Source organism: Paraburkholderia lebeckiae, assembly GCF_014201005.1.
GTDB lineage: Bacteria > Pseudomonadota > Gammaproteobacteria > Burkholderiales > Burkholderiaceae > Paraburkholderia > Paraburkholderia tuberum.
The window spans coordinates 12425-31594 of the sequence record NZ_JACHDK010000025.1 but is presented as its reverse complement, the minus strand read 5'-3'; the positions used below and the strand labels follow the sequence as shown (position 1 = coordinate 31594).

The window sequence follows — 19170 nt, the reverse complement described above, 5'->3', positions numbered from 1 at the left end:
CGAGCATGTGCTCCAGGTATCGCGTAACGGTCTCGAGGCAAGTGGCCAGGTTACGTCGAGGATGGATCGCCATCGCGCGGCGCATTGAGCATCCGCTCCACATACCGCGCAATCAGATCGATCTCCAGATTCACTTTTTCCCCGTCGTGCAGATGCTTGAGCGCCGTCACCTGCACGGTATGCGGAATCAGATTGATCGAGAACTCGCAGCCGTCGTCGCGATCAACGACGGAGTTCACGGTCAGGCTCACGCCATTGACCGTAATCGATCCCTTGTACGCGAGATAACGACCGATGTCGCGCGGCGCGAGAATGCGCAGCTCGTGCGATTCGCCGACCGGGGCGAATCGCGTGACGATACCGAGCCCGTCGACGTGTCCGGACACGATATGTCCACCGAGCCGGTCATGCGCGCGCAGCGCTTTCTCGAGATTGACCTCGCCGGTTTCGCCGAGACCGGCCGTGCGGTTCAGGCTCTCGCGCGACACGTCGACCTCGAACGAATGAGCGGTCTTCGCGACCACCGTCATGCAGGCGCCCTGGATCGTGATGCTGTCGCCGAGCTGCACATCGGCGAGGTCGAGCCCGCCCGCCTCGACGTTCAGGCGCACGCCCGCGTCGCCGCCCGTGCCGAGCGGCTCGACTGATTCGATGCGGCCCACTGCCGCGACGATTCCTGTAAACATCGTGCTAGTCCTTGATCATTTCGAAACGGTGGGGGACACGGCGTCGGTCCCGGGTAAGGCTGCCGGCGCGAAACGCGCGAGGATCCGCAGATCGTCGCCGATCCGCTCGACCGTGTGGAAATTCAGCTTCACGCGGTCTTCGAGCCGGTCGGGCGCGTCCAGGTTGAACATGCTCATCGAGTCCACGCCGAGCAGGCTCGGCGCGAGATAGACCAGCAGTTCATCGACGCAGCCTTCGCGCAGCAGCGAGCCGTTCAGCTTGTAGCCGGCTTCGACGTGCAGCTCGTTGACGTGACGCTCGCCGAGCACGCTCAGCATGCGCGGGAGATCCACCTTGCCGAATGCGTTCGGCAGCGGCACGATCTCGGCGCCGCGCTCGCGCAGCGCGCTCGCGCGTTTTTCGAGCCGCGCGTCGAGCTCGCCGCAGAAAATCAGGGTCGGCGCGCCGGCCAGGATCTGCGCGTCGAGCGGCACGTCGAGCTGGCTGTCGATCAGCACGCGGTGCGGTTGGCGTGGTGTATCGACCGCGCGCACGGTCATGCGCGGATTGTCCTCGCGCACAGTGCCGATGCCGGTCAGGATCGCCGACGCGCGCGCACGCCACGCATGACCGTCGGCCCGCGCGGCCGCGCTCGTGATCCACTGGCTCTCACCCGACGGCAAGCCGGTGCGGCCATCGAGCGACGCCGCCACTTTCATGCGCACCCACGGACGGCCGCGCGTCATGCGCGACACGAAGCCGATGTTCAGCTCCCGCGCTTCGTTCGCGAGCAGCCCGCAGCGCACTTCGATACCGGCTTCGCGCAGCATCGCGAGACCGCGGCCGGAGACGTGCGGGTTCGGATCTTCCATCGCCGCGATCACGCGGCCGATCTGCGCTTCGATCAGCGCGTTCGCGCACGGCGGCGTGCGGCCGAAATGGCTGCACGGTTCGAGCGTCACGTAGGCGGTCGCGCCGCGCAGGTCGTGGCCGCGCGAGCGCGCGTCTTTCAGCGCGCGAATTTCGGCGTGATCCTGGCCGGCCGGCTGCGTGAAGCCTTCGCCGATCACCTCGCCGTTTCTGACGAGCACGCAACCGACCCGCGGGTTCGGGTCGGTCGTGTACATGCCGCGCTTCGCGAGCGCGAGCGCGCGTTCCATGTGGACGAAATCGGTTTGCGAGAACATCGGTGTCCGTTGTGGTGCGGTGTCTGGGTCGTGCGGGTTGCGGCCTTTGCTTCGGGCCCGGCTTCAGCCCTTCAGCGCTGCGAACGCGCCGCGCGCGGCATCGATCGTCGCGTCGATCACCGCGTCGTCGTGGGCGCTCGACACGAAGCCGGCCTCATACGCGGACGGCGCGAAGTACACGCCCGCGTCGAGCATCTTGTGGAAGAACGCGTTGAAGCGCGGCACATCGCTCTTGGTGACCTCGGCGAAGCTCGTTGGGATCGATTCGCGAAAGTAGATGCCGAACATGCCGCCGAGCGCATCGGCCGCGAACGGCACGTCCGCTTCGCGTGCCGCCCGCGCGAGCCCTTGCGCGAGACGCGTGGTGCGCACGGCGAGCGTGTCGTAGAAGCCGGGCGTCTGGATCAGCTGCAGCGTCTTCAGGCCGGCCGCGACCGCGATCGGATTGCCCGACAGCGTGCCCGCCTGATAGACGCCGCCGAGCGGCGCGAGGTGAGCCATGATGTCGCGCCGGCCGCCGAACGCCGCCGCCGGCATGCCGCCGCCGATTATCTTGCCGAGACAGGTGAGGTCCGGCGTGATGCCGTAGAGTTGCTGCGCGCCGCCGAGCGCGACGCGGAAGCCGCACATCACTTCGTCGAAAATCAGCACCGCGTCGTACTCGGTGCACAGGCGCCGCAGCGCCTGCAGGAATTCAGGGGTCGCGCGCACGAGGTTCATGTTGCCAGCGACCGGCTCGACGATCACCGAGGCGATCTCGTTGCCGAACGCCTTGAATGCTTCTTCGAGCTCGGCGACGTTGTTGTATTCGAGCACGGTGGTGTGCTTCGCGATATCGACCGGCACGCCCGCCGAGGTCGGATTGCCGAAGGTCAGGAGGCCCGAGCCGGCCTTCACGAGCAGGCTGTCCGCGTGGCCGTGATAGCAGCCTTCGAACTTGACGATGCGGCTGCGGTTCGTGAAGCCGCGCGCGAGACGCAGCGCGCTCATCGTCGCCTCGGTGCCGCTCGACACCATGCGCACCTGTTCGATCGACGGCACCAGCTTGCAGATTTCCTCGGCGATCTCGACTTCCGACTCGGTCGGCGCGCCGAACGAAAAGCCATTCACGAGCGCGCGCTGCACGGCTTCCAGCACTTCGGGATGAACGTGGCCGAGGATCATGGGGCCCCACGAGCCGATGTAGTCGGTATAGCGCTGGCCGTCCGCGTCCCAGAAGTACGGGCCTTGCGCGCGCTCGATGAAACTCGGTGTGCCGCCGACGGAACGGAAAGCGCGCACCGGCGAATTCACGCCGCCGGGGATCGTGCGTTGCGCGCGTTCGAAGAGGGTTTCGTTTCTGGACATGGCGATGGCTGGAATAGGGAGCAGGGGTTGCGCAGCGGCGCAAGGGGCCTCGGACGATTCCCGCGGACCCTTCGCGCGATGCTGGGGTGGATCGAGAAATTGTACCGGAGTCGGCGCCGGCGGGCTGTGCGGGCGGGCGGTCGCGGCGGCGCGTGTTTCGCCTAGCTGCCCGTTGCGGGTATCGTCGGCGGTTTGCGCCTGCCGGTCAATTCGGCCCAGCGCTTCTCCAGCGCGCCTTCGGCGATCGGCTTGATGATCGTGCCCGAGCTTTGCGCATCCCACGTCTGCACCGACAACGGATGCACACGCAGCTGATCGCGCGTGATGACCGGCGCGTGATGCGCATCGACGAGCCAGTCGTAGACGAAATCGATGCACAGCCGGTAGCCGCGTTTGGTCGACGCGTCGGGGACTTCGTAGGGCGCGCGCGTCACGTAGCCCGAACCGAAGATGCCCTTCGGCTCCTGCGCGACGCGATGCAGGAACACGCGATCGCCGGGCAGGATGCCGCGCGCAAAGCCGCAGCCCCACACGTCGGCCACCGCGTCGCCGGCCGCCACGCGTTTCGCGATGTCGGGCAACTCGGGCCACGGCCATTTTTTGGGGCTCCAGATCAACAGGAAGGCGGTCATCGCGGGTTCGAACGGGATCAGGGGAAGGGGGTTGCGCGACGTCGAGCCTTTTATGTCGCGACGTCAAGCTGCGCGTACGGAAGCGCGTTGGACATGCAGGCGGCAGCTTAACCGATCGAGGCTGATTGCGCCGCGCGGCGCTGTCGCGCAACGTCCACGCAGCGGGCCACGAGCGCCGTCAGCGGATTAACCGTCGCGTACAATCGAGCCGGTCAACTGATGGCCGTTCCCGCTTCACCGTTCCGCTGCCGATGCCGGCGCGGCGTTCCATCCGGATTTCCCATGTCTCACGTCGTCAGACGCCGGCCCGATGGCCGGCTGATCCTGTTGCTCGGCGCGCTGGCCGCGTGCGGGCCGATCTCCATCGACATGTATCTGCCGAGCCTGCCGACCATCGCGCAGGCGTTCGCGGTCGGCACGGGCGCCGCGCAATCGACGCTCACGAGCTTCATGTTCGGCTTTTCGATCGGCATGCTGCTGTACGGTCCGCTGTCCGATACGTATGGCCGTCGGCCGATCCTGCTTGGCGGCATCATCATGTATGCGCTCGCCAGCATCGCCTGCTCGCTGTCGGTCTCGATCGGCTCGCTGGTCGGTTTCCGCTTCGTGCAGGCGTTGGGCGCGGGCGCGGCGTCGGTGCTGGCTCGCGCGATCGCGCGCGACGCGCACGAGCCGGGCGACGCGGCGCGCGTCCTGTCGATGATCGCGATCGTCACGGCGATCGGTCCACTGCTCGCGCCGCTGATCGGCGGACAGTTGCTGCTGCTGGGCGGCTGGCGCGCCGTGTTCGTCGCGCTGACGCTGTTCGGTTCCGTGTGCGCGGTGACCGCATTCCTGAAGGTGCCGGAGACGTGGCCGCGCGAGATGCGCGCGCAGTCGGCGCTGCTGAAGTCGTTCGGCGCGTATGGCACGCTGCTGCGCGATCCGGTCGCGTGGGGACACATGTTGTGCGGCGGCATGGCGTTCGCGTCGATGTTCGCGTACATCACGGCGACACCGTTCGTATACATCGAGTATTTCCACGTGTCCGCGCAGCACTATGGATTCCTGTTCGCGCTGAACATTGTCGGCATCATCTTCGGCAATTACCTGAACACGCGGCTCGTCGGCCGGCTCGGGCCGGTGCCGATCATCTCGTTCGCGGCGATCGTGAGCTTCGTCGCGTCGCTGTTCGTGTGTGTCGTGTCGCTGACGGGGTGGGGCGGCTTATGGTCGATCGTGTTCGGGCTGTTCTTCGTCGTCAGCGTGGTGGGCGTGTTGTCCGCCAACTGCACGACCGATCTGATGCATCGCTATCCCGCCAACGCGGGCGCCGCGGCGGCCGTGTTCGGCGCGGTGCAACTCGCGCTCGGCGCACTGTCGAGCCTCGCGGTCGGACTGTGGCAGGACGGCACGCCGAAGGGCATGGGTATCGTGGTCGGCGTGGCGGGCTGTCTGTGCTTTGTCGGACGCATGCTCGTGATGCGTTGGCACGGGACAAAGTCGCCGGTTGCGGCTGTGTGAGCGTGTTGTTCGGATATCGAGGGTGAGCACTGCGCGAGCGCTGTGAAACGGCGTGAAAACTGGATGACGATCGTGCTATTCCGGTTGTGGGCATCGGCCGACGCGTGAGTTCATCGGACGCGTCTCCGGAAAACACCTGGTGTTGCGCGCGCACCACCGTGCGTCGCGGTTTGCATTGCTATGATGAAGTCACTGTTCCTCGGAGCGGCATTCATGGCGATCAAAGACCTGATGAACGGCGAACGGCAATTTGCCGCATTCGCCGAAGCGCAACGGCTGGCCGACAGCGGCGCTTATTACGATTACACCGACATCGAATACGTGTTGCGCTTTGATCACGGTTTGACGGATGTATCGGCTCTGCTCGATAGCCAGTTGATGCATCGCGATCTGAATCGTCGTTGCGCGGATGCGCGCGAAAAGCTCGAGATGGCGGGCGCGTGATGCGTGTTGCGTTCTGCGCGGGTTCGTGCTGAATGAAGCACGGCGATGAATCGCTCCGAGATTTTCACTTCTGGAGTGGTTGATGACCGATAGCACGCACGCCTTACATTTGCCCCATACCGACAATCCGGCCGCGCTGGCGAAACCGGGCGGCCACTACAGTCATGTCGCGGTCGCGAATGGCTTCGTCTTCGTGTCCGGGCAATTGCCGATCAACGCGCAAGGCGAAAAGCTCGCCGATGCGTCGTTCGACGCGCAGGCCGAACAGGTTCTGGCCAATGTGAAGGCGGCGCTCGAAAGCGTCGGCAGCAGCGTCGCGCAACTGGTGCAGGTGCGCGTGTATGTCGTCGATGTCGAACATTGGGCGAGCTTCAATCAGATCTATGCGGGCTGGGCCGGCGAGGCAAGGCCGGCGCGCGCGGTCGTGCCGGTGCCGCAGTTGCACTATGGGTTCAAGATCGAGGTTGAGGCGGTGGCGATGGTTTAGTTCGTGATGGTGGCAACGGAATTCGCGAGTTTCCGCTCGCATTTCGATGCCTGCCTGAAGTGTGTTGAGCAGGCGGACGGTTTGAATTCAACACGTTCCAAACCGACGGCGTTTTCAGAGTCGCAAAAACAAAACCCCGTCATTCACGAGAATTGACGGGGTTGGAGTGCCACGGAATCTGGCTCATGGCTAAGGCAGTTAGCCGACTTCCCCACGCATTCGTTGATCGTACCGCCGAGGCGGGCGACTACGACTGTGACGACAATGGCTTGTATCTGCAAATCGCGACGGCGGGCGTCAAGTCCTAGGCTGTATCGCCACATGCGCCAAGGCCGCGCCCGCTACATTGGTGTCGGACCTTTGCGCGCTGTCGGACTGGCTGACGCCCGCCGGCTTGCGCTCGAATGCTGCCGCCAGCTACTTGACGGCGTTGATCCGCTCGACGCCCGGCAGGGCGAGCGGACAGCGGCGAAGGTCGAAAAGGCAAAGGGCATGACGTTCGCCGCGTGCGCGACGGCCTATATCGACGTTCACCGCAACGGCTGTAAGAACGCGAAGCAGGTCAGTCAGTGATGAACACCATCAGGACCTACGCCGGGCCGGTATTCGGCGAACTTCCGCTCGCCGCCGTCGAACCGCGCTCGTCATGAAGGTGCTGGAGCCGATGTGCGCGATGAAAGCCCAAAACGCGTCGCGCCTTCGCGGGCGCATCGAACCGGTTCTCGACTAGGTGACGGTGCGCGGCCACCGCAGCGGCGACAACCCGCGCGCTGGCGCGGCCAGCTCGACAAGCAACTGCCGAAGCGCTGGAACCGCAGCGCGCCCACCTCATGATGGCGCTCGCTCCCGCTGAGCAGTCCGTGAGGTTCATTCTGCCGGGTTCGGCGGAATACGGCGCGGCGAAGGCCCGCGTGTCGCTGCTGCACAACGGATTGCGTCTTATGCGGGGCGGGCTTGGCGTCGCGACGAAACGCCACGACCTCGGCGAACTGCTGGTTGAGATTTGCCGGGAACGAGCCGCATCAACCGAATGGCAACACATTGTTTACGAAGCGCGACGGCGGTACGACGCGCAAGGAAACTCAAGAACGGCAGCGCACGGCTGGCGGACTTCGACCCGATACAAGGTCGACCGGTAGAGGACAACTAAGGCCACCGGCCGCAGCGAAGCGGCAAATTTTTTCATTTGACAGTCGTTTGCATAAATTCAGAGCGCGACGCATTGATGCTGGCTCTCGATCCGTCATAAGGTGGTGCGACCTCATCTATACGGAGTGCACCGAATCCATGACGAGCAAGTCGGTACCGCATCACCCGCAAACGCCACCACCGCCCGGCCTCAGGCAACCGGCATTTGCCTTTCCCTTTCTGCGCAAGGCGCAAGGCAATGCGGGGGCACCAGCCCGATTCACCGATGAGCACGAGATTTACCGGCTGCTGGCCTTGAACGAGCCGTCCGGTTCGTACCTTGTGAGCCGCAAGGGTATATGGCACGGTGGGATACATGTCACGGACGCAGGCGCGGGGCAGGCGTTGGACCTTGACGCCGGATTGCGATGCATTGCGGACGGCGTGCTGGTCGCCTATCGCGCCGACAGCGACTATCCGATCAGCGAAGTGAGCGTGGACGGCAGTAACGTACCGCTTCGAGCCCCTTACAGTACGGGCTTTGCCCTCGTGCGGCACGAGATGGAGTTTCCGCGCGGCTCGAAGCTGACGTTCTACAGCCTGTACATGCACCTTATGTCGAACGCCGACTACGACAGCAATTTCCCGAAGCGGCAGAAACCGGCGTACTGGTCGCGGCAGTGGCGGGTGACGCAGTACGCCCAGGACAAGCCTCTGCGGGGTCGTGCTGGTCAGCTCGCGGACCCGGCGCAGGTAGGTTTGCATGTGCGCAAGACGCCCAACGGCTCCGTTCTTGGCATCCTGCCGCAGGGGGCGAGCGTCAGCATAGGCAAGACGGAGACGCTACAGGGTGCAGCATGGGGCCAGGTAACCGGCCTGAACGGTGCGACGCTGCACGCGCCCGTAGCGGGTGACTACGTCGCGCCCGCCGTGGCTATCAATGGCTGGATTTACCTGGGTGCGCAGAACGGCGGCCCGGTTGCCGAAGAGCGCATCCCTGAGTCGAATTTCGACCGTGTGATTGTCACAACGCATCAGACATGCAGCTCGGGCGATCCTCAGGGAACACAAGGCGGCGTCCCAATCAAGGCGGGAGACCTGATCGGTCACCTCGGCCGCTACGACTCGCTGAATCAAGGCACGTCTGGAACCCGGATGGCGCACATCGAGGTGTTCTGCGACGACAGCATCCAGTCGTTCCTCGAGCAGGGGCGCGCATGGGTCAAGCAGCACGGTCCGCACAAGGAGGACTGGGCGGCACTGGGCCTGTCGTCCGAGCCGACGATCCTGCGGATCGCACCGGGCACGGTGCTGTATCAATGTACTCAAGACAATAAGTTTGTCCCCGGCGCTGATCCGCAGTCGAGACAGACGGACGCCGTTCAGGTGCATTCGCTCGCCGAACTGGCGCGCGATTCGAATCGACGGGTCCCCGAGCCGCATCCGCATCCCGACCCGGGTAACCCGGTGAACTGGTGGCACGTTGACGGCGTGAATGCGCAAGGTCAACCGATCGACGGCTGGGTGTGCGACTTCAACCACGCGAGCGGCCGGGTGACGCTGGAACTCTCGCAGAAGTGGATCGACTTCGAGTGCCTGTCAGACGTCCATGATCCGGCGCATACGATTTTTGCGACCACCCAGCAGTGGTTGGATTTTGCGAGCGGCGCCGATGTTGCCGACCTCGCTTCGCGTTCGAATCTCAGTCCGTTGATGCTCAAGGTGTATGACGTCCTGTTCAGGAAAGGCGATGGCAGGCAGGCGGCTGATGAGCTATGCACGCTGTCGCAGACCGGGCGTGGCGGGTATCCGTGGCTGATGCAGGCGGCGTCGAGGCTGATCGTCAAGCACGAGAGCGAGTGGGCGAACCCGGCAAAATGGAAGCAGCTCATCGCCGAGCTGGAGAAGCAGACGGGGCCCAAGCCGCAGCACGAGGAAGAGCAGAAGCGGATCGATAAGCTTGCGTGGTGGGATGAGGTGAAGGCTCATATTCCGGGTTTCCCTCCGCCCGATGTCTTTCATATCAATCCAATCGGCTTGATCGGGAATTTTTCGCTCGAGCTTGGAATTATCACACTTGAAATGCTCGCTGCCGTTGATCCGCATGGCAGTGAATCCTATCACAGGCAAATTCTCCCATCGCTCAATAAATACGCGAAGGTCTATCAAGTTACCACGCCAAGAAGGGTCGCGCATTTTCTCTCACAGATTTCTGTCGAGAGCGGCTTTAAAAACATCGAAGAGGGGTCTTCATATTCTTCGAAACGAATGAAACAGATTTTTGGGTGCAATGCTCCACCAAAAGGAGAAAAGGCATTTACTGAAGTGTCGGGTGAGATTGTCTGCAACTTTGGACGAAAGCGGGAAAAATTGTGGACTGAATTCGGCAAATATGAACACAATCCAAAAAATCTCGCAAGCTATGTATATGCGGACCGATACAAAAATGGAAGCGAGGAATCTGGTGATGGCTATAAATATCGAGGCAGAGGGTTAATACAGATAACGTTTAAAAGCAACTACATGGTTCTTACGAATGAGCATAATCGTCGCTTTCCAGGTGATCAGCGCGATTTCGTAGAAAATCCAGATCTTGTTCTTGGTAATTTGGAGTATGGAGTCGAGTCAGCCTTTGTTTTCTGGGCTGTCACTAAAAACGTAAACGGAATTGCGGACTCCAGCAATGTTCGTGCAGTATCGAAGGCGGTAAACGGCGGTGCTATTGGTTATCCGGAGCGCTTGATTGCATACAACAATGTTGCCCCAATTCTCGGGCTTCCGAAAGAGGTGGCGTAAAATGTTTATCTCCAGGTTATTGATGGCGAGCGCGCTATTGTTCGTATTCACGCTCAAAGGATATGGGGCTGAAAGTGTCGTCGATTGCCCAGTGGCAAATGTAACGAACAACGTGTTCGATGCATCTGCGTTGGTAAAAGATTCAAGGATTTCCATCGACAACGGCACTGCCGAATATCCGTTGGTTCTTGATTTCTATCAACCGACGAAGAGCGGATGTGAAAAAGCCGAATTTGCACGATACTCGATTGAGGGGAGTGCACCCATAGTCGAGTCAATTTTTTTTATGTCTCTGCATGGTCGAGTTAATGTGTTTTCCATTGTTGCGTGGGATATAAACAATCGCGGCGATCGGACCTATGGGCGGCTTTATCAGGTGTACGCCTACAATTTTGATGAAAATGGAATGTTAGTGGAAAACAAGCGTGTCTCTGAAGACGATTCAATGACTGGGGTCGATGGCTATGTCGAAGGCAGAGCGTCTAAATTTCGATACAGAACCGCCGCAGACGTTAAGAAATACTGGCGCAGCAAGCCGAGATAGATTTCGTTGATGAATCTGTCCGGCCGGAGAAATCGAGCTCAAGGGCAACCTGAAAGTCGACGATGCGGACGGTGGCAGTTTCAAATTTCCTACCTGGTCCAGGGCGCCGCTCAACGACGTAAAGGACGCAACGAACTTCGGATTTTCTGAGTAAGCACAGCCATGACGAGTCAACCTGCACCGAAGAAACCGCTGGCGCCTACGCCGGCCCCGGCCAGGCTGAAGCCGTTGCCGTTCGCCTTTCCGTTCCTGCGCAAGGGACGGGGCCAGTCCGGGGCTTCCGCACAATTCACCGACGAGCACGAGATCTACCGCCTGCTGGCCGAACGCGAGCCATCAGGCGCATATCTCGTGAGCCGCAAGGGTATGTGGCGGATCGCACCGGGCACGGTGCTGTATCAACGTACTCAAGACAATAAGTTTGTCCCCGGCGCTGATCCGCAGTCGAGACAGACGGACGCCGTTCAGGTGTATTCGCTCGCCGAACTGGCGCGCGATTCGAATCGACGGGTCCCCGAGCCGCATCCGCATCCCGACCCGGGTAACCCGGTGAACTGGTGGCACGTTGACGGCGTGAATGCGCAAGGTCAACCGATCGACGGCTGGGTGTGCGACTTCAACCACGCGAGCGGCCGGGTGACGCTGGAGTTCGCGCAGAAGTGGATCGACTTCGAGTGCCTGGCGGATATCCATGATCCGGCGCATACGATTTTTGCGACCACCCAGCAGTGGTTGGATTTTGCGAGCGGCGCCGATGTTGCCGACCTCGCTTCGCGTTCGAATCTCAGTCCGTTGATGATCAGGGTGTACGACGCCCTGTTCAGGAAAGGCGATGGGAAGCAGGCAGCTGGATGAGCTATGCACGCTGTCGCAGACCGAGCGTGGCGGGTATCCGTGGCTGACGCAGGCGGCGTCGAGGCTGATCGTCAGGCACGAGAGCGAATGGGCGAACCCGGAAAAATGGAAGCAGCTGATCGCCGAGCTGGAGAAGCAGACGGGGCCCAAGTCGCCGCAAGAGGAAGAGCAGAAGCGGATCGATAAGCTCGTGTGATGGGATGAGGTGAAGGCAAGAGTACCGGGCTTCCCCGCTCCGGAGGTTTTTCACATTCATCCTATTGCACTTCTAGCTAATTTCGCATCGATGTTTCAATTCACGTTGTCAATGCTTCAGCACATTTTCGCCAATGCATCAGCAAACACGCTTCAAGAAGTTGTTGATGAGCTGAATGCGCATATCACGTTGTATAGATTGGATAATGCGCTCCGAAGAGAGCATTTCTTTGCTCAGGTAAAGCAGGAAACAGGTTCAGCCTTGCTGCTACGCAACGAAAGCTTAAATTATGCTGCCGAGGCGCTTACTACCGGAACATTCTCCTATTTCTTGAAACATCCGGAAGAGGCGAAAGAATATGGAAGGACCAACGACCATCCAGCGAACGAGGAAGCTATCGCTAACCGAGTGTACGCGGGACAAGATTGTAATGGCGAGCCAGAAAGCGGTGACGGTTACCGCTATCGTGGCCGCGGCATGATTCAGCTCACGCATCGAGGAGGGTATCAACGCTTCACAAAGTGGCACAAAGCAAATGCCGATGCGTGGCCCCAAGAGGCGACAGTTGATTTTGAGGCTGAACCGGAAAGCGTCGGGCAGGTCAAGTACGCCGTCCGATCAGCATGTTTCTTTTGGGTTGCCCATAGTCTCTACGGCCTCGCGGACCAGGGCGATACGCAAGATGTCGTCGATTCCGTCAGCAAGGTGATTAATCCCGGACTATTCAAAGGAAAGCCTAATAATATGAAGACGGAAAGTATTGGTGGCAGAAGAGGAAATTTCGCTGAGATCCACCAATGGGGAGGTCTCGTATGAAGCAATCTGTAAGAATGGCTATTGTTCTGGCGATTACAGTTGCCAGTGATCTGGTTTCAGCCAAACCCGAAAGTTATCTTGGAGCGACGAGTCTCTGCCATCAAGGTGAAGTGGAGTATTTTAGCTGCAAATTACAAGATTCCAGAAAGATTGCATCTGTATGTGCGGCCGATAACGTTTCACCCGATCGCGGATATGTGCAGTATCGCTTCGGGACACATAGCAATATTGAATATAAATTTCCTAACAAACTAATGCCACCTCGCGGACAAATTTCCATTGTGGATGTATCAAGATTACCCGATGGTTTAGGGAGTCATCTGAAATTCGTGAGCGGTCGTTACACCTACATAGTTTCGAATGCGCTAGTGCCCGGGGAAATATACGTCGCCAAGGATGGGCAGACTGTATTCCATCAGATTTGTAAAGGCAGTATTTATATGCCATTCAATAATTCAGCGCGGCATGGACTAGAATATGGCGTGGAGGATTCAGTTGATGAGCTTGATCAACATGGTGAGTAAAAACTAACGCTCGTGGTGCTGATTAATGGATTTTCAGTTAGATACAACGGTCCGGCTCAACAAGGCTACGATGCAACTATTGTAATAAATTATAGAGAGCTAAGCGGACAATGAGATCAATGAAATATGTAATTTGCACAATGATGTCGTTTGGTGGCGCTCTTTGCAGTGTAGCTATAGCTGCGCCATCACTATGTGAGTCACCAGAATCTGTGGGTTTTCTTGCTCAACCACGACTTCAAAAATTATCGCTTTGTGCATGGATAAGCGCACTCAAACAATAGCTTATCGATTTGGGAGGGTTGGGAAAAATAGAGATGTCCTACTCTGCAAAACAAGGAAGTGAACATGTATTTTTATATAATCACTATGCCCGGCCAAGCGTAGATTACACTCGCATTTACTTCGTAAGTTCGGGATACGAATACTCGGTACTCAGGAATTATGATGCTACCGAATCTCAAGTTCCGAGCTACGGTGTGGCAGTCTTAAAGGATGGTGGCGATGAAATGCAGATCAAATGCCAATCACAAGTAGTCGATAAAATATCAATAATTATCGAGCATTTGAAGTGCGCTGAGAGCAGCGCACTTGGCTGCTAGTTAGCGCCGATGTGAAACTGACCCACTCCCAGTGGGACTTAATGATTTATGAAAAATTTAAACATCCCCTGTTTTTTTGGGGTATTGCTATCCCCTGTCGTCAATGCCGGGGAGCGAAATTACTCACAACAATTCGCTCGATGCAGTAAAGTAGCATCCAGTAGTGATGCGCAAGCTGATTGCGTTACTGCGGAGATTGCAGTGCAAAAGAAGCGACTAAATATCGCTTTCGCGAATGTAGCCAAAAAACTCGCGCCCGAGGATAAGACATATTTAGACAAGGTGCAGCACGAATGGATCACGTGGCGGGATGGTAACTATAAATTTCTCGCCGAACACGTGTCAGGCTCTTTCGGTACTACGCGGGGAACCAGCCTCGATTTCATGTTGCGGTCGGTGTTCGATAGGGCAAGCGAACTTGAGATGATTTCAGATGAAATGGGCGGGAATTAGATGTCGTGGCTTTGAATCATCGCCGGTTGCATTAGCCGCTAATCGATAGTTCATGATATGCGCCGCCCAAGCTTCCATCGGGCGGCGCTGCCTCAAACGTATTTCGGTCTGACGCATGCCAAGAAAGATGAGACGCACCCATACCGAGACCGCTCTACCGAGGTTGCCGACCGCGACGTGGGTTATTTTGTGGGTCAAAAAAACGAAAGCCCCGTAAATCTTTGACTGTACGGGGCTTTGCCTTGAATCTGGCGGAGGCGGTGAGATTCGAACTCACGGAAGGATTGCTCCTTCGCCGGTTTTCAAGACCGGTGCCTTAAACCACTCGGCCACACCTCCAAGCCGCGAATTGTAACCTGAAAAGACCTCGTTGCGAGTCCGGCCGACCCGCCATCACTGCGGATCTTTCAGAAACAGCGCCTGCAAGTCGTTCAGGAACGCCTGCCCAAGCGCCGTCGGCGCGATCCGTTCGTGGTCGCGTCTGATCAGCTTGCGCTGTTCCGCTTCCTGCAACGCCGGCTCGATCGTCGTGATCGACAGGCCCGTGCGCTCGATGAACCGATGCACCGGAAATCCTTCTACCAGGCGCAGCGCGTTCAGCATGAACTCGAACGGCAGATCGCGCAGCCCGACCTCATGCTCTTCCTGCACGCCTGCACCAGCCCTGGCCTGCTCGATGAATGTGGTCGGATGTTTGTAGCGCGCCTGGCGCACGATGCGATTAGGAAACGACAGCTTCGTATGCGCGCCCGCGCCGATGCCGAGATAGTCGCCGAAGCGCCAGTAGTTCAGATTGTGTTTGCTCTGCCGATGCGGCTGCGCATACGCGGACACCTCGTAGCGCCCGTAGCCGGCCTCGGCGGTGCGTTGATGAATCCAGTCCTGCATGTCTGCGGACGCGTCGTCGTCGGGCAACGCGGGAGGAAACTTGGCGAATAGCGTGTTCGGTTCGAGCGTCAGGTGATACAGCGACAGATGCGGCGGCGCAAACGACAACGCCGTCTCCACGTCGGTCTGGCATTCGGCGAGCGTTTGCTTGGGCAGCGCGAACATCAGGTCGAGGTTGAAGTTGTCGAACGTGGTCGCGGCGACTTCGACCGCGTGACGCGCCTGCGCCGCGTCGTGAATACGGCCGAGCGCCTTCAGATGCGTATCGTTGAAACTCTGGATGCCCACCGACAGCCGGTTCACGCCGCTCGCGCGAAACTGCGCGAACTTATCGGCTTCGAACGTGCCGGGGTTCGCTTCGAGAGTGATTTCCGCGTCGGCGTCGAGCGGCAGCAGCGCGCGAATATCCGACAGCATGCGATCGAGTCCCGCCGCCGACAGCAGACTCGGCGTGCCCCCGCCGATGAACACCGTATGCACCTGGCGCCCCCAGATCAGCGGCAACGCCATTTCCAGATCGGCGCGCAGCGCGTCGAGGTAGTCGTTCTCCGGAAACGTCTCGCCTTTCCACTCGTGCGAATTGAAGTCGCAGTACGGGCACTTGCGCACGCACCACGGGAAATGCACGTACAGCGCAAGTGGCGGCAGCGACGTCAAACGGATGCTGCCCGGCGACGTGAACGCACTGACGACACCTTTGCCGATGTCCGCCGGCGTCGATCGGATCGGAATCACGCTTCCTCCGATAGACGCGCGAGCAGTTGCCGCAGCGCGATCGCGCGATGGCTGCTCGCGTTCTTGACCGCCGGCTCGAGTTCGGCGGCGCTCGCGTTCAGCGACGGCAGATAGAAGTACGGGTCGTAACCGAAGCCATGGTCGCCGCGCGGCGCGTTCAGGATTTCGCCATGCCAGCGGCCTTCGGCGATCAGTGGTTCGGGATCGTCCGCGTGACGCACGAGTGCGAGCACACAGTAGTAATAGCCGCGGCGGTCGCTCACGTCCCGCAGTTCGTCGACGAGGCGCGCGTTGTTCGCAGCGTCGCTTTTCTCGCCGCCGGCGAGTTGCGCGAAGCGCGCCGAATAGACGCCCGGCGCGCCGAGCAGCGCGCGCACGCAAAGGCCCGAGTCGTCGGCGAGCGCGGGCAGGCCGGTGAGCCTCGCAGCGTGACGGGCCTTCGTCAGCGCGTTTTCGACGAAGGTGGGATGCGGTTCTTCCGCTTCCGGCACGTTGAGCTCGCCTTGCGTGATCAACTCGATGCCGGCCGCGCCGAGCAGCGCCGCAAATTCGCGCAGCTTGCCCGCGTTGTTCGACGCGAGCACGACCTTTTTCAGAGGCGTTCCCGACGTTACGCCGTGAGCATTGTTCCCGCCGCCGTCCTGACGAACCTCATTCACTGCTGCACTCCCAGCGCCTCTTTCTGCTTCGCGATCAGCGTGCTGATGCCGTCGCTCGCGAGATCGAGCAGCGCATTCATTTCTTCGCGCGAGAACGGCACGCCTTCCGCGGTGCCCTGAATTTCGACGAAGCCGCCCGCCCCCGTCATTACGACGTTCATGTCGGTGTCGCACTGCGAGTCTTCGTCGTAGTCGAGGTCGAGCACCGCCACGCCGTCGTACACGCCGACCGAAATCGCGGCGACGTAATCCAGGATCGGCGAGCTTTCGATGCGGCCTGTAGCGAGCAATCTGGCGACCGCATCATGCGCGGCGACGAACGCGCCGGTGATGCTCGCGGTGCGTGTGCCGCCATCGGCCTGGATCACGTCGCAGTCGAGATTGAGCGTGCGCGCGCCGAGCTTCTCGAGATCGAACACCGAGCGCAGCGCGCGGCCGATCAGCCGCTGGATTTCTTGCGTGCGGCCGGTTTGTTTGCCGCGCGCGGCTTCACGGTCGCTGCGGGTATGCGTGGCGCGCGGCAGCATGCCGTATTCGGCGGTGAGCCAGCCCTGGCCACGATCGCGCAGAAACGGCGGTACGCTCTCGCTGACGCTCGCGGTGCAGATCACCTTGGTGTCGCCGAACTCGACCAGCACCGAGCCCTCCGCATGCTTCGTGTAGTGACGCGTGATGCGCACGTCGCGCAACTGGTGGGGCTGGCGGCCGCTGGGGCGTTGGGTGTCGTTGCTCATGTCGGAATGGGTCGGGATGGGCCGGAGGAGGGCGGAAGAAAAACACTGATTTTACCGCCGATCGGATAGGGCGGTTGCCCATACGGTTGGCACGCGAGGTTGGGGGCGACGCGTGCGGCATGAGTACGTAAGCGCATCTTAACGACGAGCGGCAATCTGTAGTGATATGACGACCACGTCCGGAGCCCCATCCCTGCTCGCTCGCGAGGGGATGGCTGCGACAAAAATGGGATAATGCCGATTCCCCGCCCCGCGTCTCGTACACGCCGGGCGATCCGCTTCCCTGGCCATCGTTCAACGCATGGCCGCAATCGCGAGAAATACGATGATCTACAGCATGACTGGCTATGCGAGCGCCACGCGCGAACTCGTGGCAGCCTCGGGCACGGGTGGCGTCAGCGTGTCGGTCGAATTGCGCACGGTGAACTCGCGCTTTCTCGATCTGAACTTCCGCATGCCGGAAGACGTGCGCGTCGTCGAACCGACGCTGCGCGAGATGCTGATGAACAAGCTGTCGCGCGGCAAGGTCGACATTCGCGTGAATCTGCAGCGCAGCGAGCAGTCGGCGAACGCGGGCGCGATCAACCGCGACGCGCTCGCGCAACTCGCGCAGCTGGAACGCACGGTGCTCGGCACGTTTCCTGAAGCCGGCCGTCTGCGCACCGGCGAAATTCTGCGCTGGCCGGGCGTGCTCGCCGAAAGCGGCATCGCGCCCGAGACGCTGCGCGACGCGGTGCTCGGATGCGGCAAGCAGGCGATCGCTGACCTGATCGACGTGCGCGCGCGTGAAGGCGCGCAACTCGCGACGATGCTGCTCGCCAACGTCACCGAAATGGAGACGATCGTCGTGAAGATCACCCCGCTCGTGCCCGACCTGATTGCGCGACATCAGCAGAAAATCGTCGAGCGTCTGCAGGAAGCGCTCGGCATCGCCGCGCCGGATGCGGCCGCGACGATCGTGTCGCGCGAAGAGATCAACGAGCGGATTCGCCAGGAAGTGACGATGTACGGGATTCGCATCGACATCGCCGAAGAGCTGTCGCGCCTCACCGCGCACCTGAACGAAACGCGTCACGTGATCGAGAAGGGCGGCAAGGTCGGCAAGCGGCTCGACTTCATGATGCAGGAGCTGAACCGCGAAGCGAACACGCTCGGTTCGAAGGCGGCGGCGAAGGAACTCGCGGATTCGTCGATGACGCTGAAGCTCTTGATCGAACAGATGCGCGAGCAGGTACAGAATCTCGAATAAGGCTGGAGCACTTCACATCATGACCGACCACCATCCACGCGAAACCGGCGCGGCGCGCCATCCGTACGCCGGCGCTTATCCCGGCAACCTGTTCATGGTCGTCGCGCCGTCGGGCGCGGGCAAGTCGACGCTCGTGAACGCGCTGCTCGCGGGCGACGACGCGATCCGTCTGTCGATCTCCTACACGACGCGCCCGCCGCGTCCGAAGGAACAGGACGGCGAGCACTATCACTTCACGACCGTCGAAGATTTCATGCAACGTCACGACGCGGGCGAGTTTCTCGAAAGCGCGGAAGTGCACGGCAACTATTACGGCACGTCGCGCGTATGGATCGAGGAGCAGATGAAAAACGGCCATGACGTGCTGCTCGAAATCGACTGGCAGGGTGCGCAGCAGGTGAAGAAGCAATTCCACAACGCGGTGGAGATTTTCATTCTGCCGCCGTCGCTCGAAGCGCTCGAAGAGCGTCTGAGAAAACGTGGCCAGGACCAGCCGAACGTAATCACGCGACGCCTGCTCGCGGCGGGCGGCGAGATGGCGCACGCGGCCGAAGCGGAGTACGTCGTGATCAACGAGAACTTCGATCGCGCGCTCGCGGAACTGCAGTGCCTCGTCGGCGCGACGCGCTCGCGCTTCGCGTCGCAGTACGCGCGTCACACGCAGCTTTTCATGCAGCTCGGCATCCACCTGCCGCACGCGTGAGCGCGGCGTGGTGTCAAGCACA

21 protein-coding genes and 1 tRNA gene are annotated in these 19170 nt (G+C 60.6%); 14 read left to right on the top strand and 8 right to left on the bottom strand.

Features of this window, described 5'->3' with window-relative positions; translation table 11 throughout:
- Nucleotides 1-50: 50 nt before the first annotated feature.
- The 4 genes from HDG39_RS29635 to HDG39_RS29620 form a co-directional block, all read right to left on the bottom strand.
- Complete coding sequence (locus tag HDG39_RS29635; RefSeq protein WP_184011130.1) at nucleotides 51-686, bottom strand: riboflavin synthase; 636 nt, start codon at nucleotides 684-686, stop codon at nucleotides 51-53.
- Between the two features lie 15 nt (nucleotides 687-701).
- The gene (gene ribD / locus HDG39_RS29630) at nucleotides 702-1853 is read right to left on the bottom strand and encodes a bifunctional diaminohydroxyphosphoribosylaminopyrimidine deaminase/5-amino-6-(5-phosphoribosylamino)uracil reductase RibD (protein ID WP_184011128.1); all 1152 of its coding nucleotides are present in this window, start codon (nucleotides 1851-1853) and stop codon (nucleotides 702-704) included.
- A gap of 63 nt (nucleotides 1854-1916) precedes the next feature.
- Nucleotides 1917-3200 (bottom strand): glutamate-1-semialdehyde 2,1-aminomutase, encoded by a 1284-nt coding sequence (hemL, locus tag HDG39_RS29625; RefSeq protein ID WP_184011125.1) that lies wholly within the window; start codon nucleotides 3198-3200, stop codon nucleotides 1917-1919.
- Between the two features lie 161 nt (nucleotides 3201-3361).
- Nucleotides 3362-3832, bottom strand: a complete 471-nt coding sequence (locus HDG39_RS29620) for a hypothetical protein (protein ID WP_184011123.1) — start codon at nucleotides 3830-3832, stop codon at nucleotides 3362-3364.
- 282 nt (nucleotides 3833-4114) lie between these two features.
- On the opposite strand from HDG39_RS29620, the gene HDG39_RS29615 reads away from it, so the two are divergent.
- The 12 genes from HDG39_RS29615 (at nucleotide 4115) to HDG39_RS29560 (ending at nucleotide 14180) form a co-directional block, all read left to right on the top strand.
- The gene (locus HDG39_RS29615) at nucleotides 4115-5335 is read left to right on the top strand and encodes a Bcr/CflA family multidrug efflux MFS transporter (protein ID WP_184011121.1); all 1221 of its coding nucleotides are present in this window, start codon (nucleotides 4115-4117) and stop codon (nucleotides 5333-5335) included.
- Between the two features lie 213 nt (nucleotides 5336-5548).
- Nucleotides 5549-5779 carry a hypothetical protein gene (locus HDG39_RS29610; protein WP_184011120.1) on the top strand — a complete coding sequence of 77 codons (231 nt, stop codon included), beginning with the start codon at nucleotides 5549-5551 and terminating at the stop codon, nucleotides 5777-5779.
- An 82-nt stretch (nucleotides 5780-5861) separates the two neighbouring features.
- Nucleotides 5862-6266, top strand: a complete 405-nt coding sequence (locus HDG39_RS29605) for a RidA family protein (protein WP_184011117.1) — start codon at nucleotides 5862-5864, stop codon at nucleotides 6264-6266.
- Between the two features lie 321 nt (nucleotides 6267-6587).
- Nucleotides 6588-6839: an Arm DNA-binding domain-containing protein gene (locus HDG39_RS29600; protein ID WP_184011115.1), complete on the top strand. Its 252-nt coding sequence runs from the start codon at nucleotides 6588-6590 to the stop codon at nucleotides 6837-6839.
- A gap of 257 nt (nucleotides 6840-7096) precedes the next feature.
- Nucleotides 7097-7405, top strand: a complete 309-nt coding sequence (locus HDG39_RS29595; protein WP_184011113.1) for a hypothetical protein — start codon at nucleotides 7097-7099, stop codon at nucleotides 7403-7405.
- Between the two features lie 148 nt (nucleotides 7406-7553).
- Nucleotides 7554-10190 (top strand): glycoside hydrolase family 19 protein, encoded by a 2637-nt coding sequence (locus HDG39_RS29590; RefSeq protein ID WP_184011111.1) that lies wholly within the window; start codon nucleotides 7554-7556, stop codon nucleotides 10188-10190.
- A 1-nt stretch (nucleotide 10191) separates the two neighbouring features.
- Complete coding sequence (locus HDG39_RS29585; protein ID WP_184011109.1) at nucleotides 10192-10734, top strand: hypothetical protein; 543 nt, start codon at nucleotides 10192-10194, stop codon at nucleotides 10732-10734.
- Nucleotides 10735-10896: 162 nt separating this feature from the next.
- Nucleotides 10897-11589, top strand: coding sequence for a hypothetical protein (locus tag HDG39_RS29580; protein WP_184011107.1), 693 nt, complete (start codon nucleotides 10897-10899; stop codon nucleotides 11587-11589).
- On the top strand, nucleotides 11567-11785 hold the full coding sequence (locus HDG39_RS29575) for a hypothetical protein (protein WP_184011105.1): 219 nt from the start codon (nucleotides 11567-11569) through the stop codon (nucleotides 11783-11785). The genes HDG39_RS29580 and HDG39_RS29575 overlap by 23 nt, the downstream gene beginning before the upstream one ends.
- A gap of 111 nt (nucleotides 11786-11896) precedes the next feature.
- On the top strand, nucleotides 11897-12601 hold the full coding sequence (locus HDG39_RS29570) for a glycoside hydrolase family 19 protein (RefSeq protein ID WP_184011103.1): 705 nt from the start codon (nucleotides 11897-11899) through the stop codon (nucleotides 12599-12601).
- Nucleotides 12598-13125, top strand: coding sequence for a hypothetical protein (locus HDG39_RS29565; protein ID WP_184011102.1), 528 nt, complete (start codon nucleotides 12598-12600; stop codon nucleotides 13123-13125). Before HDG39_RS29570 ends, HDG39_RS29565 begins: the two co-directional genes overlap by 4 nt.
- Nucleotides 13126-13775: 650 nt before the next feature.
- A complete protein-coding gene (locus HDG39_RS29560; protein ID WP_184011099.1) occupies nucleotides 13776-14180 on the top strand; it encodes a lysozyme inhibitor LprI family protein in 405 nt (134 codons plus the stop codon).
- A gap of 249 nt (nucleotides 14181-14429) precedes the next feature.
- Here the strand turns inward: HDG39_RS29560 and HDG39_RS29555 are convergent.
- From HDG39_RS29555 to rph, 4 genes are all read right to left on the bottom strand, one after another.
- Nucleotides 14430-14519: transfer RNA gene (locus tag HDG39_RS29555), tRNA-Ser, on the bottom strand.
- A gap of 54 nt (nucleotides 14520-14573) precedes the next feature.
- Nucleotides 14574-15803 (bottom strand): radical SAM family heme chaperone HemW, encoded by a 1230-nt coding sequence (gene hemW / locus HDG39_RS29550; protein WP_184011097.1) that lies wholly within the window; start codon nucleotides 15801-15803, stop codon nucleotides 14574-14576.
- On the bottom strand, nucleotides 15800-16462 hold the full coding sequence (gene rdgB / locus HDG39_RS29545) for an RdgB/HAM1 family non-canonical purine NTP pyrophosphatase (protein WP_184011095.1): 663 nt from the start codon (nucleotides 16460-16462) through the stop codon (nucleotides 15800-15802). The genes hemW and rdgB overlap by 4 nt, the downstream gene beginning before the upstream one ends.
- The gene (gene rph / locus HDG39_RS29540) at nucleotides 16459-17196 is read right to left on the bottom strand and encodes a ribonuclease PH (RefSeq protein ID WP_184011093.1); all 738 of its coding nucleotides are present in this window, start codon (nucleotides 17194-17196) and stop codon (nucleotides 16459-16461) included. The genes rdgB and rph overlap by 4 nt, the downstream gene beginning before the upstream one ends.
- Before the next feature lie 325 nt (nucleotides 17197-17521).
- On the opposite strand from rph, the gene HDG39_RS29535 reads away from it, so the two are divergent.
- Nucleotides 17522-18445 carry a YicC/YloC family endoribonuclease gene (locus HDG39_RS29535; protein WP_184011091.1) on the top strand — a complete coding sequence of 308 codons (924 nt, stop codon included), beginning with the start codon at nucleotides 17522-17524 and terminating at the stop codon, nucleotides 18443-18445.
- A 19-nt stretch (nucleotides 18446-18464) separates the two neighbouring features.
- Nucleotides 18465-19148, top strand: a complete 684-nt coding sequence (gmk, locus tag HDG39_RS29530) for a guanylate kinase (protein ID WP_018421462.1) — start codon at nucleotides 18465-18467, stop codon at nucleotides 19146-19148.
- Nucleotides 19149-19170 lie beyond the last annotated feature (22 nt).

Excerpts from the sequence above, each read along its gene's own strand:
- HDG39_RS29610 (WP_184011120.1), top strand. The coding sequence starts at position 5,549 with ATGGCGATCAAAGACCTGATGAACGGCGAACGGCAATTTGCCGCATTC.
- HDG39_RS29635 (WP_184011130.1), bottom strand. The coding sequence starts at position 686 with ATGTTTACAGGAATCGTCGCGGCAGTGGGCCGCATCGAATCAGTCGAG.
- HDG39_RS29585 (WP_184011109.1), top strand. The coding sequence starts at position 10,192 with ATGTTTATCTCCAGGTTATTGATGGCGAGCGCGCTATTGTTCGTATTC.
- HDG39_RS29560 (WP_184011099.1), top strand. The coding sequence starts at position 13,776 with ATGAAAAATTTAAACATCCCCTGTTTTTTTGGGGTATTGCTATCCCCT.
- HDG39_RS29605 (WP_184011117.1), top strand. The coding sequence starts at position 5,862 with ATGACCGATAGCACGCACGCCTTACATTTGCCCCATACCGACAATCCG.
- HDG39_RS29580 (WP_184011107.1), top strand. The coding sequence starts at position 10,897 with ATGACGAGTCAACCTGCACCGAAGAAACCGCTGGCGCCTACGCCGGCC.
- rph (WP_184011093.1), bottom strand. The coding sequence starts at position 17,196 with ATGAGCAACGACACCCAACGCCCCAGCGGCCGCCAGCCCCACCAGTTG.
- HDG39_RS29565 (WP_184011102.1), top strand. The coding sequence starts at position 12,598 with ATGAAGCAATCTGTAAGAATGGCTATTGTTCTGGCGATTACAGTTGCC.
- HDG39_RS29570 (WP_184011103.1), top strand. The coding sequence starts at position 11,897 with ATGCTTCAGCACATTTTCGCCAATGCATCAGCAAACACGCTTCAAGAA.
- hemL (WP_184011125.1), bottom strand. The coding sequence starts at position 3,200 with ATGTCCAGAAACGAAACCCTCTTCGAACGCGCGCAACGCACGATCCCC.
- HDG39_RS29575 (WP_184011105.1), top strand. The coding sequence starts at position 11,567 with ATGGGAAGCAGGCAGCTGGATGAGCTATGCACGCTGTCGCAGACCGAG.
- HDG39_RS29620 (WP_184011123.1), bottom strand. The coding sequence starts at position 3,832 with ATGACCGCCTTCCTGTTGATCTGGAGCCCCAAAAAATGGCCGTGGCCC.
- HDG39_RS29600 (WP_184011115.1), top strand. The coding sequence starts at position 6,588 with ATGCGCCAAGGCCGCGCCCGCTACATTGGTGTCGGACCTTTGCGCGCT.
- gmk (WP_018421462.1), top strand. The coding sequence starts at position 18,465 with ATGACCGACCACCATCCACGCGAAACCGGCGCGGCGCGCCATCCGTAC.
- HDG39_RS29535 (WP_184011091.1), top strand. The coding sequence starts at position 17,522 with ATGATCTACAGCATGACTGGCTATGCGAGCGCCACGCGCGAACTCGTG.
- ribD (WP_184011128.1), bottom strand. The coding sequence starts at position 1,853 with ATGTTCTCGCAAACCGATTTCGTCCACATGGAACGCGCGCTCGCGCTC.
- HDG39_RS29615 (WP_184011121.1), top strand. The coding sequence starts at position 4,115 with ATGTCTCACGTCGTCAGACGCCGGCCCGATGGCCGGCTGATCCTGTTG.
- HDG39_RS29595 (WP_184011113.1), top strand. The coding sequence starts at position 7,097 with ATGATGGCGCTCGCTCCCGCTGAGCAGTCCGTGAGGTTCATTCTGCCG.
- HDG39_RS29590 (WP_184011111.1), top strand. The coding sequence starts at position 7,554 with ATGACGAGCAAGTCGGTACCGCATCACCCGCAAACGCCACCACCGCCC.